At 64.9% G+C, this 14,583-nt stretch carries 14 protein-coding genes; 6 read left to right on the plus strand and 8 right to left on the minus strand.

Annotation, left to right across the window (positions count from 1 at the left end):
* Nucleotides 1–7 precede the first annotated feature (7 nt).
* Nucleotides 8–904, minus strand: a complete 897-nt coding sequence (locus GB880_RS08960; protein ID WP_154491101.1) for a LysR family transcriptional regulator — start codon at nt 902–904, stop codon at nt 8–10.
* 112 nt (nt 905–1,016) lie between these two features.
* Between GB880_RS08960 and GB880_RS08965 the strand changes: the two genes are divergently transcribed.
* Both GB880_RS08965 and GB880_RS08970 read left to right on the plus strand, forming a co-directional pair.
* Complete coding sequence (locus GB880_RS08965) at nt 1,017–2,216, plus strand: acyl-CoA dehydrogenase (protein WP_154491104.1); 1,200 nt, start codon at nt 1,017–1,019, stop codon at nt 2,214–2,216.
* On the plus strand, nt 2,216–3,367 hold the full coding sequence (locus GB880_RS08970) for a CaiB/BaiF CoA transferase family protein (RefSeq protein WP_154491107.1): 1,152 nt from the start codon (nt 2,216–2,218) through the stop codon (nt 3,365–3,367). Before GB880_RS08965 ends, GB880_RS08970 begins: the two co-directional genes overlap by 1 nt.
* Nucleotides 3,368–3,409: 42 nt before the next feature.
* Here GB880_RS08970 and GB880_RS08975 read toward each other — a convergent pair whose 3' ends face one another.
* The 6 genes from GB880_RS08975 to GB880_RS09000 form a co-directional block, all read right to left on the minus strand.
* Nucleotides 3,410–4,750, minus strand: a complete 1,341-nt coding sequence (locus GB880_RS08975; RefSeq protein WP_154491110.1) for a branched-chain amino acid ABC transporter permease — start codon at nt 4,748–4,750, stop codon at nt 3,410–3,412.
* Nucleotides 4,751–4,762: 12 nt separating this feature from the next.
* Nucleotides 4,763–5,764, minus strand: a complete 1,002-nt coding sequence (locus tag GB880_RS08980) for a branched-chain amino acid ABC transporter permease (protein WP_154491113.1) — start codon at nt 5,762–5,764, stop codon at nt 4,763–4,765.
* A gap of 1 nt (nt 5,765) precedes the next feature.
* Nucleotides 5,766–6,476: an ABC transporter ATP-binding protein gene (locus GB880_RS08985; protein ID WP_154491116.1), complete on the minus strand. Its 711-nt coding sequence runs from the start codon at nt 6,474–6,476 to the stop codon at nt 5,766–5,768.
* Nucleotides 6,473–7,354: an ABC transporter ATP-binding protein gene (locus GB880_RS08990; RefSeq protein ID WP_154491119.1), complete on the minus strand. Its 882-nt coding sequence runs from the start codon at nt 7,352–7,354 to the stop codon at nt 6,473–6,475. The genes GB880_RS08985 and GB880_RS08990 overlap by 4 nt, the downstream gene beginning before the upstream one ends.
* Nucleotides 7,355–7,455: 101 nt before the next feature.
* Nucleotides 7,456–8,640 carry an ABC transporter substrate-binding protein gene (locus GB880_RS08995; protein ID WP_154491122.1) on the minus strand — a complete coding sequence of 395 codons (1,185 nt, stop codon included), beginning with the start codon at nt 8,638–8,640 and terminating at the stop codon, nt 7,456–7,458.
* Between the two features lie 124 nt (nt 8,641–8,764).
* Nucleotides 8,765–9,769 (minus strand): GlxA family transcriptional regulator, encoded by a 1,005-nt coding sequence (locus GB880_RS09000; protein WP_154491125.1) that lies wholly within the window; start codon nt 9,767–9,769, stop codon nt 8,765–8,767.
* A gap of 116 nt (nt 9,770–9,885) precedes the next feature.
* Here GB880_RS09000 and GB880_RS09005 point away from each other — a divergent pair, with 116 nt between their 5' ends.
* Complete coding sequence (locus GB880_RS09005) at nt 9,886–11,292, plus strand: class II 3-deoxy-7-phosphoheptulonate synthase (protein ID WP_154491128.1); 1,407 nt, start codon at nt 9,886–9,888, stop codon at nt 11,290–11,292.
* Between the two features lie 55 nt (nt 11,293–11,347).
* On the opposite strand, the gene GB880_RS09010 is transcribed toward GB880_RS09005, so the two are convergent.
* Nucleotides 11,348–12,046, minus strand: coding sequence for a PAS domain-containing protein (locus tag GB880_RS09010; RefSeq protein ID WP_229774287.1), 699 nt, complete (start codon nt 12,044–12,046; stop codon nt 11,348–11,350).
* A gap of 275 nt (nt 12,047–12,321) precedes the next feature.
* Here GB880_RS09010 and gmk point away from each other — a divergent pair, with 275 nt between their 5' ends.
* From gmk to GB880_RS09025, 3 genes are read left to right on the plus strand one after another with little or no spacing between them, the layout of a single operon-like run.
* Nucleotides 12,322–12,954 carry a guanylate kinase gene (gene gmk, locus GB880_RS09015; RefSeq protein WP_195840727.1) on the plus strand — a complete coding sequence of 211 codons (633 nt, stop codon included), beginning with the start codon at nt 12,322–12,324 and terminating at the stop codon, nt 12,952–12,954.
* Nucleotides 12,951–13,478: a gamma carbonic anhydrase family protein gene (locus GB880_RS09020; protein WP_154491136.1), complete on the plus strand. Its 528-nt coding sequence runs from the start codon at nt 12,951–12,953 to the stop codon at nt 13,476–13,478. Before gmk ends, GB880_RS09020 begins: the two co-directional genes overlap by 4 nt.
* Complete coding sequence (locus GB880_RS09025; protein ID WP_154491139.1) at nt 13,475–14,527, plus strand: ATP-binding protein; 1,053 nt, start codon at nt 13,475–13,477, stop codon at nt 14,525–14,527. The genes GB880_RS09020 and GB880_RS09025 overlap by 4 nt, the downstream gene beginning before the upstream one ends.
* The last annotated feature ends 56 nt before the right edge of the window (nt 14,528–14,583 follow it).

The raw sequence follows: 14,583 nt of genomic DNA on the forward strand, positions 1-14,583 counted from the left end.
TTCCTTTCTAGCTGTCCTGCAGGGTTTCGATCCAGTTCCGAAAGGCGTTCAGCGGCGCATGGTCGCGCCGGCTTGCCGGCCAGGCCAGCCAATAGGCGCCGGTGCCCTCTACCGCGGGCCGCAGCAAGGGGCGCAGCCGGCCCTCGGCGATTTCGACGCGGGCAAGGTAATCGGGCAGCAAGGCCACCCCCAGCCCGGCAATCGCCGCCTGGATCATCATGGAAAACTGATCCATCACCATCCGGCTTGGCGCCGCTGGCGGCTGCGCACCCTGGCCGCGAAACCATGCCGCCCAGGCATCAGGGCGCGTGGGCAGTTGCAGCAGCGTCAGCCCCGCCATGTCGCCCGGGTCGCGAACCGGATGCTGCGCCAGCAACCCGGCCGAGGCGCAGGCCGTCAGCCTTTCGTCAAACAGCCGCAGATGTTCGGCCCCCGGCCAATCGTCCTGCCCGAAGAAGATGACGGCATCGAAAGGTTCGGCCTCGAAGCTGAAACGGGTAAATCGGGTGGCCAGGTTGATCGATACACCGGGATGCGCCGACAGGAACTGTGGCAGGCGCGGCGCCAGCCAGCGGGTGCCAAAGGTCGGCAGCACCGCCAGGTCCAGGGTGCCGCCTTCGGGGTTGGCGATCAGCGCCATGCTGGCGCGCTGGATCAGGTCCAGCGCCGCCTGGATGTCGCGGGAATAGCGGCTTGCCGCCTCGGTCGGGATCAGGCGCTTGCGGTGGCGGATGAACAGCTGCAGCCCCAGCTGCTGTTCCAGGGTCTGGATCAACCGGCTGATGGTGCTTTGGGTCAGGCCGATATCCTCGGCGGCGCGCGTGACCGAACCCATGCGCATCACCGCATCAAAGGCCAACAGCAGGCTGAGGTTGGGCAGAAAACGCCTTGGTCGCAAGAACATTCATCCCATACATGATATTATGAGGATTATCCGTTTCTTGCGAATCCGGCAAAGGTATAATGCATGAACTGCCGGCATCGAGCGCGGCGGCACAGCAGCAGGGAGCACTGGCATGGCGGTAAAATCTCACAAGGGCGCGGCATTCACCTGGTCCGACCCGTTTCTTCTGGACGATCAGCTGACCGAAGAAGAGCGCATGATCCGCGACAGCGCCGCCGCCTTTGCTGCCGACCGGCTGCTGCCGCGGGTCGAGGACGCCTATCTGAACGAACATACCGACCCTGAAATCTTTCGCGAGATGGGCGCGGCCGGTCTGCTGGGCGTCACCGTGGACGAGGCTTACGGAGGGGTAGGCGCCTCTTACGTCGCCTATGGCCTGGTGGCGCGCGAAATCGAACGCGTCGATTCCGGCTACCGCAGCATGGCCTCGGTGCAAAGTTCGCTGGTGATGTTCCCGATCGAGGCCTATGGCAGCGAAGAGCAGAAGCAGAAATACCTGCCCAAGCTGGCGACCGGCGAGTTCATCGGCTGTTTCGGTCTGACCGAGCCCGAAGCCGGTTCCGACCCTGCCGGCATGAAAACGCGCGCCACCAAGGTCGATGGCGGCTATGTGCTGAACGGCGCAAAGATGTGGATTTCCAACGCGCCCATCGCCGATGTCTTTGTGGTCTGGGCCAAATCCGATGCGCATGGCGGCAAGGTGCGCGGCTTTGTGCTGGAAAAGGGGATGAAGGGACTGTCGGCGCCCAAGATCGAAGGCAAGCTCAGTCTGCGCGCCTCGATCACCGGGGAAATCGTGATGGAAAACGTCGAGGTCGGCGAGGACGCGCTGCTGCCCGGGATCGAGGGCATGGGCGGCCCCTTTGGCTGTCTGAACCGCGCCCGCTATGGCATTTCCTGGGGGGCCATGGGTGCGGCCGAGGATTGCTGGTTCCGCGCCCGTCAATACGGCCTGGATCGCCAGCAGTTCAAGCGGCCGCTGGCGGCGACCCAGCTGTATCAGAAGAAACTGGCCGACATGCAGACCGAAATCGCCCTGGGCCTGCAAGCCAGCCTGCGCGTCGGCCGGCTGTTCGATGAAGGCAAGTTTGCCCCGGAAATGATTTCCATCGTCAAGCGCAACAACTGCGGCAAGGCGCTGGAGATCGCCCGCATCGCCCGCGACATGCACGGCGGCAACGGCATCCAGATCGGCTATCATGTGATGCGCCACGCACAGAACCTGGAAACCGTGAACACCTATGAGGGCACCCATGACGTGCACGCGCTGATCCTTGGCCGTGCGCAGACCGGGCTGCAGGCCTTTGGCTGATGGGCAGCGCACCGCTGCGGGGCCTCAAGGTCGTCGAACTGGCGCGCATTCTGGCCGGCCCCTGGATCGGCCAGACCCTTGCCGATCTGGGCGCCCAGGTCATCAAGGTCGAGGCGCCCGAGGGCGATGACACCCGCCGATGGGGGCCGCCCTTCATCGACCGGTTGCGCGCGGATGGCACGACCGAACGGGTGGCCGCCTATTTCCACGCCGCCAATCGGGGCAAGACCTCGGTCATCTGCGACTTCAACGACCCCGCCGACCTGGCGCGTCTGCGCGAACTGATCGCCGAGGCCGATGTGGTGATCGAGAACTTCAAATGCGGCGGGTTGCGCCGTTTCGGCCTGGATTACGACAGCCTTTCGGTCGCCAATCCGGGGTTGGTCTATGCCTCGATCACCGGCTTTGGCCAGACCGGGCCGCGGGCGACGCAGCCGGGCTATGATTTCCTGATTCAGGGCATGTGCGGCATCATGGACCTGACCGGAGAGCCGGGGGGCGAGCCGCAAAAGGTCGGGGTGGCCTGGATCGACATTTTTACCGGGCTTTACGGGGTGATCGCGGTGCAGGCGGCATTGGCCGAACGGGCGCGCTCGGGACTGGGCCAGCATCTGGACCTGTCGCTGCTTGACTGCGGTATTGCGGTGCTGGCCAATCAGGCGACCAATTATCTGCTGGGCGGGCAAGTGCCGCATCGGTTGGGCAACGCGCATCCCAATATCGTGCCCTATCAGCTGTTCCCAGCCGCCGATGGACATGTGATCATCGCCTGCGGCAACGATCGCCAGTTCCAGGCCCTGTGCCGGGCTCTGCATCTGCCCGATCTGGCGGAAGATCCGGATTATGCCACCAATCCCGGCCGGGTTGCGAATCGCGAACGCCTGGTGCCGCTGCTGGCGCAGGCGACGCGGCAGCTGGAACGGGGCGAACTGATCGGTGCGCTCGAGGCGGTGGGCGTGCCGGCGGGGCCGGTCAACGATCTGGCCGAAGGTCTTGCCGATCCGCAGGTGGTCGCCCGGGGACTGCACATCGCCCCCGAAGGCATCCCCGGACTGCGCAGCCCGATGGTGTTCTCGCGCAGCGAACTGGACACCCGGCGCGCTGCCCCCGCTTTGGGCGAGGGCCAATGGCACTTCGCGCCCGAGGAATGACCGTGCCGGCCGGGCACCGCGCCCGGCCGGCACCATCGCGTCCTAGCGTTCCGGCACCAAGCCGCGCGGGGCAAAGCGCAACACCAGCAGCAACAACAACCCCAGCGCGATGAAGCGCATATGCGGCGCGCCGCCCAGCAGATGATCGCGCAGCGCGCCTTCGGGCAGCGGCATGGTCACCAGCCGCATCAATTCGGGGCCCCAGACCTCGGCCTTGATCCACAGGAACCAGATCAGGATCGCGCCCAGCACAGCGCCCCAGTTGTTGCCCGAACCGCCGACCACCACCATCACCCAGATCAGGAAGGTATAGCGCAACGGGTTGAAGCTGTTGGGTGCCAGCAACCCGTCCAGCGTCGTCATCATCGCGCCAGCCAGGCCGATCACCGCGCTGCCGATGATGAAGATCTGCAGATGCCGCCGGGTGACATGCTTGCCCATCGCCTCGGCAGCGGTCTCATTGTCGCGGATCGCGCGCATCATCCGACCCCAGGGCGATTTCAGCGCCAGTTCCGCCATCAGGATCAGCACCAGCAGCACGGCCCCGAACAGGCCCGCATACAGCAGCTTGACCCAGATGCCCGAGGCGGTCGCAGGGTCCAGACCCCATTCCGCCGCCCGCGCGACAAAGCCCGGATCGCTTTGGAGGTCCAGCTCATATGGAACGGGCCGCGGAATGCCCGACACGTTCTTGACGCCGCGCGACAGCCATTCCTCGTTGCGCATCACGGCGACGATGATTTCGCCGATGCCCAGCGTGGCGATCGCCAGATAGTCCGACCGCAGGCCAAGGGCCACCTTGCCGATGCCCCAGGCGGCTGCGGCGGCAAACAGCGCCCCCACCGGCCAGGACAGCAGCACCGGCAGGCCCAGGCCGCCGATATTGCCGGCCGCGGCGGCATTGTTCGCCTCGATCGCCATGACGGCCGGGTCGAAGAGGCGACGATAGATCACAAAGCCCACGATCAGCACTGCCAGCATGGCCAGCAGACGCAGGGGCCCGGTCATGCGCCGCCAGACCTGTGCGGCCAGCACCAGCGTGCCCAGCCCCACCAGAAGGGCCAGCAGCACCCGTGGGCCGCCCGCGGTCCAGGCGCCTTGCACTGGCGGCAGCGACACCAGCACAGGTGCCAGGCTGCCCAGGGCCAGGAAGCCCACGACACCGGCGTTGAACAGCCCCGCATAGCCCCATTGCATGTTCACGCCCAGTGCCATGATCGCCGAAATCAGCCCCATGTTCAGGATGGCCAGCGCGGTGTTCCAGCTGCCCGAGAACATGGCGTTGCGAAAGCTGCCTTCGGCCAGGAACAGCGCGATCAGGATGATCAGCAGGATCGGCGCGCGCCAGGGGCTGCTTGCCTCGGCCTGACGAGAGTTCGACATGAATAAACCTCCTCAGACGGATTTGCCGCGGAACAGGCCGGTGGGCCGGAACAGCAGGACGACGATCAGGATGACGAAGCTGACGGCGAACTTGTATTCGGTCGACAGCAGTTGCAGCATGCCCTGCGGCTCGAACCCCAGATAGGTTGCGATCTTTTTCCAGGGGTAGGTCACGGCCACCTCGGAAAAGGCGACGATGAAGCCCCCGGCGACCGCGCCCAGCGGGCTGCCCAGCCCGCCGACGATGGCGGCGGCAAAGATCGGCAGCAGGATCTGGAAATAGTTGAAGGCCTTGAAGCTCTTGTCGAGGCCATAGAGCGTACCCGCAGTGACCGCCAGCGCGGTGGCGATGATCCAGGTCAGGCGGACAACCCGCTCGGGATCGATCCCCGACAAGAGCGCCAGATCCTCGTTGTCGGAATAGGCGCGCATTGCCTTGCCCGACCGCGAGCGGCTGAGGAAACGGAACAGTGCCCAGCAGGCCAGCGCCGTCACCACCAGCGTCAGCGCCTGGCTGACACGTAGCGAAAGACCTTCGGCCAGACCGGTCCAGGCGCGAAAATCCTGAACCGAAATCAGAAAGCGCGCGCCGTCGTCAAAGCGGATTTCATCCACGCCGATGATCAGCCGCGTCAGGCCGTTCATGATGAACATGACCCCGACCGAGGCCATCACCAGGATGATCGGTTCTGACCGTTTCTTGCGATAGAAGCGATAGACTACCCGGTCGGTGCCCAGCACGAAGAGCGAGGTCAGCGCAATGCCGATCGGCAGGGCCAGCAAGGCGGTTGGCAGCGGCGTCAGGCTGATGCCCATTGCCTGCAACCCCCAGGTCACCAGGATGACCAGCGCCGTTCCCAGTGCCATGGTGTCGCCATGGGCAAAGTTGGAAAACCGCAGGATGCCATAGATCAGCGTCACCCCCAGCGCCCCCAGCGCCAGTTGTGCCCCGTAGGCGGCTGCGGGGATGACCACGAAATTCAGAATGGCGACAATCGCGTTCAGAATGTCCATATCAGCCCCCCAGGAAGGTTCGGCGGACCTCGGGGTCGGCCATCAGGGCCTTGCCGCTGTCGGTGTAACGATTGGCGCCCTGCACAAGCACATAGCCGATGTCGGCGATTTCCAGCGCCTGGCGGGCGTTCTGTTCGACCATCAGGATCGAGATGCCGGTGCGCGCGACCTCGATGATGCGGTCGAACAGCTCGTCCATCACGATGGGGCTGACACCGGCGGTCGGTTCGTCCAGCATCAGCAGGCTGGGCCGGGTCATCAGCGCCCGGCCCACGGCCACCTGCTGGCGCTGGCCCCCCGACAGTTCGCCCGCGTTCTGCTTGCGCTTGTCGGCGACGGCGGGAAACAGTTCATAGACCTGGGCCATGGTGTCGCGATAATCGTCGTCGCGGATGAAGGCGCCCATCTCCAGGTTTTCCTCGACCGTCATGGTCGGGAAGATGTTGTGGGTCTGGGGAACGAACCCCATGCCCTTGTGCACGCGCTGTTGCGGGTTCAGGTGGGTGATGTCCTCACCGCCCAGCGTGACCGAACCCTCGCGCAGTTTCAGCATGCCGAATACGGCCTTCATCGCCGTCGACTTGCCGGCGCCGTTGGGGCCGACGATGACCGCGATCTGGCCCTTGTCCACCGTCAGGGTGCAGCCGTTCAGGATGTCGGCCTTGCCATAGCCGCCGCGCATGCCGGTGGCGGAAAGATAGGCGTTGCTCATCGAATATCCCCCGCCGGCTTGCCATCGCCCCCATGCCCCGCCTCGGCCCCCATGCCCGGCTGGGCACCATGGCTTTCGCCAAATGCGGTTTCCTCGGCGATTTCGGCGGCGACCTTGTTCTTCAGCCCGGTGCCCAGATAGGCCTCGATCACGGCTTCGTTCTTCATGATGCTGTCGGCCGAACCCTGCGCAAGGACATTGCCGGCGGCCATCACGATCACCGGATCGCAAAGCCGGCCGATGAAATCCATGTCGTGCTCGATCACACAAAAGGTATAGCCGCGTTCCTTGTTCAGCCGCACGATGGCATCGCCGATGGTGCCCAGCAGTGTCCGGTTCACGCCGGCGCCCACTTCGTCCAGGAACACGATCTTGGCGTCAACCATCATGGTGCGACCCAGTTCCAGCAGCTTCTTCTGGCCGCCCGACAGGTTGCCGGCCTTTTCATCGGCGACATGAGAAATGGTCAAAAATTCAAGAACTTCATCCGCCTTCTTGCGCAGGGCGCGCTCTTCCTCGCGGATGCGACCGCGGCGGAACCAGGTGTTGATCAGGGTTTCCCCTGCCTGGCCTGCCGGCACCATCATCAGATTCTCGCGCACCGTCATCGAGGAAAACTCGTGCGCCAGCTGGAATGTGCGCAGCAGCCCCTTGTGGAACAGCTCGTGCGGCGGCAGGCCGGTTATGTCCTCGCCATCCATGGTGACGCGCCCCGAGGTGGGTTTCAGCACACCGGCGATGACGTTGAACAGGGTTGACTTTCCGGCCCCGTTCGGACCGATCAGGCCCGTGATCGAGCCTTTCTCGATCGTCAGGCTGGCACCGTTTACGGCGCGGAAGCCGCCAAAGTGGCGGTGCAGGTCTTGGACCTGGATCATGACGCTCCCCACTTCATGCGTTGCATGAAGAACTTCCCTTGCGGGATTGTTTTTATTTACAGAAGGGGTCCGAAAATATCGGACCCCTTCCAGGTTTCATATCAACGGAAGCCGACGACGTTCAGCTTGCCGCCCTTGAAGTCGACTTCGCGGTATACGCCAGCGCTTTCGCCCGGCTCGACCAGTTCGACCGAGGTGGCGCCCACATAATCGATGTCGGTGCCTGCGGCGAGCAGTTCCAGCGCCTTGCCAAGTTCGCCGGGGTTGATCTTTTCACCCGGAGCGTTGGCAACTTCCATGATCTTGTCCTTGTAGACCTTGGGGTCCGAGGACTTGGCGGCCTGCATCGCCAGCAGCATCAGCGCGGCTGCGTCGTAGGATTCGCCCGCATAGGCCGAGGTTCCGTCAAAACCGGCAGCCTTGGCCAGCTCCTGGAACTTGGTCTGCCCATCGCCCTCGGCCGAGGGGTTCTGTCCGAACGAGGTTTCAAGCTGGGTGCCGAACTTGTCGACCAGCGTCTGGTTCACCATGCCGTCGGGCAGCACGAAGGTCGAGAAGGCGCCGGTGTCCAGCGCGCCCTGGATCACGCCCGAGCCGCCCTGGTCGGAATAGCCTGCCACCACCAGCGCGTCGCCGCCGGCCGCGGCCAGCGCGGCGACCTCTGCCGAATAGTCGGCCTTGCCGTCGTCATGGGCAGAGACAACGGTGACGGTGCCGCCCTTGGCCTTGTAGGCATTGGCAAAGCTGTCGGCCAGGCCCTTGCCGTAGTCGTTGTTGGTATAGGTCACGGCCACCGACTTGATGCCGCGTTCCAGCACCAGATCGGCCATGACTTCGCCCTGGCGCGCGTCAGAGGGCGAGGTGCGGAAGAAGAAGCCCTTGTCGTCGATGGTCGACAGCGCCGGCGAGGTGGCCGAGGGCGAAATCATCACCACACCGTTCGGCACGCCAACCTTTTCCAGAGAGGCAATGGTTTCGCCCGAGCACATGCCACCCATGATGCCGCTGACCTTTTCGGCCGTGACCAGACGTTCCACGGCGGCCACCGAGGCAGCTGCATCGGCGCAGGTATTGTCGGCAACAACTGCCGTCACGGTCGAACCATCCAGCAGCTTGCCGCTGTCGGATACTTCCTTGATCGCCAGTTCGGCGCCCTTCTGCATGTTCGGGGCGATCGATTCTAGCGGCCCCGTCAGGCCCAGCGAAATGCCCAGCTTGATATCCTCGGCGCTGGCTGCGCCCGCGAACATGGCACCGGCGACGCTGGCCAGAAGAAGCTTTTTCATTCTTTCTCTCCCTGAGTGGATCGTTGTCCTGTCTGACAGGTTATAAGCGCGCCGCTGAAAAGAAAAGCGGCTTGGCGTCCCGAAACATCGCCAATTCGTCAACATTCTTGCCCTGAATCGCCGTTCAGGCGCGAATTCCTTGCATGCCGCGCTGACGATAGGGTGTGCTGCCATAAGTCGCGCGATAGCATTTGGAAAAATGCGCTGCCGAGGCAAATCCGCAGGCCAGCGAGATTTCCATGACGCTCATTTCCGTCTGGCCAAGCAGATTGCGCGCGCGTTCCAGACGCAGCTCCATGTAATAGCGCTTGGGCGAGCGGCCAAGGTAGCGGGCGAAAAGCCGTTCGAGCTGACGCGGCGACATGCCTGCCTCGGCAGCCAGTCGCGCCGGGCTGATCGGATCTTCGATATTTGCCTCCATCCGCGCGATGACCTGGGCCAGACGTGGGTGGCGCGCGCCGATGCGGGTGGGAATCGACAGGCGCTGGTGGTCATCCTCGGACCGGATCGAGGTGTGGATCATCTGGTCGGCCACACGGCTGGCCAGTTCCGGGCCGTGATCCCGGGCGATCTGGCGCAGCATCATGTCGATGGCCGCGGTGCCGCCGGCTGCAGTCAGCAGGTTGCGATCCTCGACAAAAACGGTGCGGATCAGGATGACGTCCGGAAACTCTTCGGCAAACCCGTCCTGGTTTTCCCAGTGAATCGTGGCCTTTCGGCCGTCCAGCAGCCCTGCCTCGGCCAGTACCCAGGCGCCGGTGCACAAGGCGCCGATGCGCGTGCCGCGCCGGGCCTCGCGCCGCAGCCAGGCCAGGATGCCGCGGCTGGCTGCCTGGCTCACATCCAGGCCGCCGCAGACCAGGATGGTGTCATCGCGCCCGGTCTCGCCCAGGCCGCCGTCCAGCATCAGCCGTGACCCGTTCGAGCAGGTGACGGCATCGCCCGGTTCGCCGATCAGGCGCCAATCATAAAGTGTGCGGCCAGCGATGCGATTGGCCAGCCGCAAGGGTTCGATCGCGGCCGCAAAGGAAATCATGGTGAACCGGTCCAGCAACAGGAAATGATAGCGCTGGGGGCGGGCAGAGGTTGAAGGCTGGCGAGAGGGTGATTCGGGCAGGCTGGTCGTCATGGCTGGCGCGCGTCTCGGGACGGTGCAGATGAACAGCAGGCCGCAGTCGACGCAAGGCTTTTCCTTGGGTGCCGCAGGCCTTATATGGCAGGCACCACAATGTGAAGGATAGGATCATGGCACAGACGAACCCCGGTTCCGCGACCAAGGCGCAGGCATGGGACAAACGCGGCTGGCGCACCTATCCGCGCATCCAGATGCCCGACTATCCCGATCAGGCGTCCCTGAATGCTGTCGAAGCGCAACTTGCCAAGTTCCCACCCTTGGTGTTCGCCGGCGAGGCGCGGCGGCTGAAGGCATCGCTGGCCCAGGTGGCGGCGGGCCGCGCCTTTCTGTTGCAGGGGGGCGACTGTGCCGAAAGCTTTGCCGAATTTTCCGCCGACAACATCCGCGACACCTTCAAGGTGATGCTGCAGATGGCGGTGGTGCTGACTTGGGGGGCGCAGTTGCCCGTGGTCAAGGTCGGGCGCATGGCCGGCCAGTTCGCCAAGCCGCGTTCGGCGCCGACCGAGACCCTGAATGGCCAGGAACTGCCCAGCTATCGCGGCGACATCATCAATGGCTTCGATTTCACCCCCGAGGCGCGGGTGCCCGATCCGCAACGGATGCTGTGGGCCTATACCCAGGCGGCGGCCTCGCTGAACCTGCTGCGTGCCTTTTCGACCGGGGGCTATGCCGACATGCATCGCGTCCAGAGCTGGATCAGCGATTTCACCGGCGGTGACGAGGCCGCGCGCTATCGCGACATCGCCGACCGGATCAGCGACGCCATGGCCTTCATGGCGGCGGCGGGCGTCACCTCGGAAACCGCGCATGATCTGGGCAAGGTCGATTTCTACACCAGCCACGAGGCGCTGCTGCTGGAATACGAGGAAGCACTGGCGCGTATCGATTCGACCACCGGCCTGCCGGTGGCCGGGTCCGGGCATATGCTGTGGATCGGCGACCGCACCCGCCAGGTCGATGGGGCGCATGTGGAATTCTGCCGGGGTGTGCAGAACCCCATCGGGCTGAAATGCGGCCCCTCGATCAGCGACAGCGACTTGAAGGCGCTGATGGCGCGGCTGAACCCGGAAAACGAACCGGGCCGGCTGACACTGATTGCCCGCTTTGGTGCCGGCAGCGTGGGCGACCACCTGCCGCGTCTGATCAAGGCAGTTCAGGAAGAGGGGGCGAATGTCGTGTGGTCCTGTGACCCGATGCACGGCAACACCATCAAGTCGGCATCGGGCTACAAGACTCGGCCCTTCGATTCCGTCCTGCGCGAGGTGCGCGAATTCTTTGCCGTGCATCGCGCCGAAGGCACCATTCCCGGCGGCGTGCATTTCGAGATGACGGGCAAGGATGTCACCGAATGCACCGGCGGCGTGCGTGCTGTCACGGACGAGGATCTGTCCGACCGTTACCACACCGCCTGCGATCCGCGCCTGAATGCCAGCCAGTCGCTGGAACTGGCCTTCCTGGTGGCCGAGGAATTGCGCCAGCGCCGCGAAACCGGCGTTGCCCGGGCCAAGGCCAGCTAATACGCGGCCCCGCGCCATCGCGGCCGCCCGCAGGGGCGGCCGTTTTCATGCCACGTCAGGTTTTGCGGTCGCGCGGGTCGCTGGATTTGGCGCCGGGGATGACCCGAAAACTCGCGCGCCGCTGTTCGGGGCTGGTCTCGGCCGGGGCGCTGGGCGGGGCAGGGCGCTTTTCCGGCAGCCATGGGGTCGGTCCCTCGGCAAAGCCGGGGGCCGATGGCGACGGCTCCAGCACCTTGGCGCCGGGGATGACCGGGAATTGCGCATCGGCGACCAGGTCGAAGCGGCGCGGGGGCTGTCCGATCTCGCCCTCGGCCACCAGGCAGCCCAGGGCGCGGGTCACATCCCCCAGATCGGACCGCAACGGCATCACCAGCATCTTGCCGGCCAAGCCCGGGCGGCCGTAGCCGGCGGGCGAATCCAGCGTGATTTCGGCGATCTGGGGGCCGCGAAACACGCTTTCCAGCACATCCGAAAGCCGACCGCGTGAACTGGTGTTCAGGAATGCACATAGCGGCATGCCGCGCACCTCCATTCCCATCAGGTCGACCAGATGCCGACCCGCCAGACGAAATCGCGCGGCACCGGGGGCGATGCGTTCCAGGATAAAGGCGTAATCCAGGGCGCGACGGATGCCGCGGGGTTCGACATCGGCGCGGGCCGGGATGGCGCGCCCCTGACGCAGGCCTTCCCAATAGCCGCGCAACTCACCGATGATGCGATCGATCTGCACCGGCTCATAGTCTGCCAGGCGCAAAATATTTGGCCTGCCCGCGCGATCGCGCGGCAATACCCTGTCCGAGGGGACGTCCCCATCCGCGTCGTGATCGTTCGCCATGTGACTCGGCCCGGCCCAGATACTGATTAAAAACCACTTGCTGCGCCAAATCTAAAGCTTTCGTTTACCGGTTCCGAGTGTTTTCTTGGCCAATGGTTAAAATGGCCACGCTCTGGCAGGGGCGGCCCTTGACCCCGCGGGCGGCCAGCGCCATTCAGGCGCCAGGTTGGCCTGGGACGGACAAGAAGATGGAAATGATGCGCAGCGGCCTGTTGGTGATCCTGTCCTCGCCCTCGGGAGCGGGCAAGTCGACGCTGGCGCGGCGGCTGATGGAATGGGATCCCAGCCTGCGGTTTTCGGTTTCGGCCACAACCCGCGCGCCCCGTCCCGGCGAGATCGAGGGCGAGCACTACTATTTCCGCAGCATTGCCGAGTTCCATGCCATGGTGGCGGCGGGCGAGATGCTGGAACATGCCGAGGTGTTCGGCAATTTCTACGGCACCCCGCGTGCGCCGGTGGAACAGGCGATGCAGGCCGGGCGCGATACGCTGTTCGACGTGGATTGGCAGGGCGGACAGCAGATCCGGGCCTCGAGCCTCGGAGGGCATGTGGTGTCGATCTTTGTGCTGCCGCCCAGCCTGGCCGAACTGGAGCGGCGCCTGATCGCCCGCCAGCAGGACGCGCCCGAGGTGATTGCCGCGCGCATGCGCAAAAGCCGTGATGAAATCAGCCATTGGGCCGAATATGATTACGTGATCGTAAACGACGATCTCGAGGCCAGCACGCAGGCACTCAAGACCATCCTGACGGCGGAACGCCTGCGGCGCAGCCGGCAGGTCGGTCTGGGCCCCTTTGTCCGCGAACTGATGCAGGAGGAAAGCGCATGAACTGGCAACTGGACGGTATTGCGCCGCAGATCGCCCCCGACGCCTGGGTGGCGCCGGATGCGCAGCTGATGGGGCGGGTCGTGATCGAGGCTGCGGCCAGCGTCTGGTTCGGCGCCGTGCTGCGCGGCGACAACGAGGAAATTCGTCTGGGCGCCGGCTCGAACATTCAGGATCTGTGTGTCTGCCACACAGACCCCGGTTGTCCGCTGGTGATCGGGCGCGACTGCACCATCGGGCACCGCGCCATCCTGCATGGCTGCACCATCGGGGATGGCGCGCTGATCGGCATGGGGGCGATCGTGCTGAACCGGGCCGTGATCGGGCCGGGGGCACTGATCGGCGCCGGCGCGCTGGTGGCCGAAGGCAAGGAAATCCCGGCCGGCGCGCTGGTCATGGGGACGCCGGGGCGCGTGGTCCGTATTCTGGACGATGCGGCCCAGGCCGAATTGCGGGAATCGGCACGGCGTTATCAGGCGAATGCGCGCCGCTTCCATGGCGGTCTCAAGGCAGCGGCCGAACCATGACCGGCGACGGCCTGCATCAGATCCTGCGCGGGGTTCCGATCGCCATTCTGGCCGTGGATGCCGAAGGCAGGGTCATGGGGGCCAACGAAGCTGCCGAGGCTCTGCTGGGGCATATTCCGGGCGGACGTCCCTTTGTGAACGTTCTGCGCCAACCCGAGGTGATCAGCGCGCTGGATTCGGTGCTGGCCGGGCAGGATCGTGCGCAGCTGAGCGCCGCCCTTGGCTCGGCCGAAAGGCGGGTGCTATGCGAAGTGACCGTCACGGCCTTGCGCGCGCCGCCCTGGACAGGGGCGCTGATCGCCATCGAGGACCGTTCCCGCGAGCAAGCGACGGGCCAGATGCGGCGCGATTTCGTCGCCAATGTCAGCCATGAATTGCGCACCCCGCTGACGGCACTGCTGGGATTCATCGAAACGCTGCGCGGGCCAGCCAGGAATGATGCCGTCGCACGCGAGCGATTTCTGGACATCATGGCGCGCGAGGCAGGACGGATGAACCGCCTGGTATCGGACCTGCTGTCCCTGAGCCGGGTCGAGCAGGACGAAAGGCGACGCCCGCTGCAATCGGTGGATCTTGCGGCGCTGTTGCGCAGCACGGTCGCCACGCTGACCCCGGCTGCGCGCGATGCCAAGGTCAGGTTGGAGCTGGAGGGCGCCCAATCTGAGGTGTTGGTGCCGGGAGATGCGGATCAACTGGTGCAGGTATTTCACAATCTGATCGAGAATGGCGTGAAATACGGCGGTGGCGGCGGCGTGGTAACGGTGCGCCTGACGCATCTGACGCATGAACCTGTCCTGCGTGGTCCGGCATGGATGGTGGCGGTGAGCGATCAGGGCGATGGCATCGAGTCGCAGCATCTGCCGCGGTTGACCGAAAGGTTCTATCGCGTCGACAGCCACCGCTCGCGCGAAAAGGGAGGCACCGGCTTGGGGCTGGCCATCGTCAAGCATATTGTCAACCGCCACCGTGGCCGCTTGCAGATCGAAAGCCGACTGGGTGAAGGCAGCTGCTTCACGGTTATCCTGCCCGAGAGGATCGGCAGGGTCTGAGCCTGCAAAAGCCAAGGCCGGCGGGGGGATCGACCCCCCGCCGGCCTTGCGGCTTG

Origin of the sequence: Paracoccus sp. SMMA_5_TC, assembly GCF_009696685.2 — a bacterium.
Classification (GTDB): domain Bacteria; phylum Pseudomonadota; class Alphaproteobacteria; order Rhodobacterales; family Rhodobacteraceae; genus Paracoccus.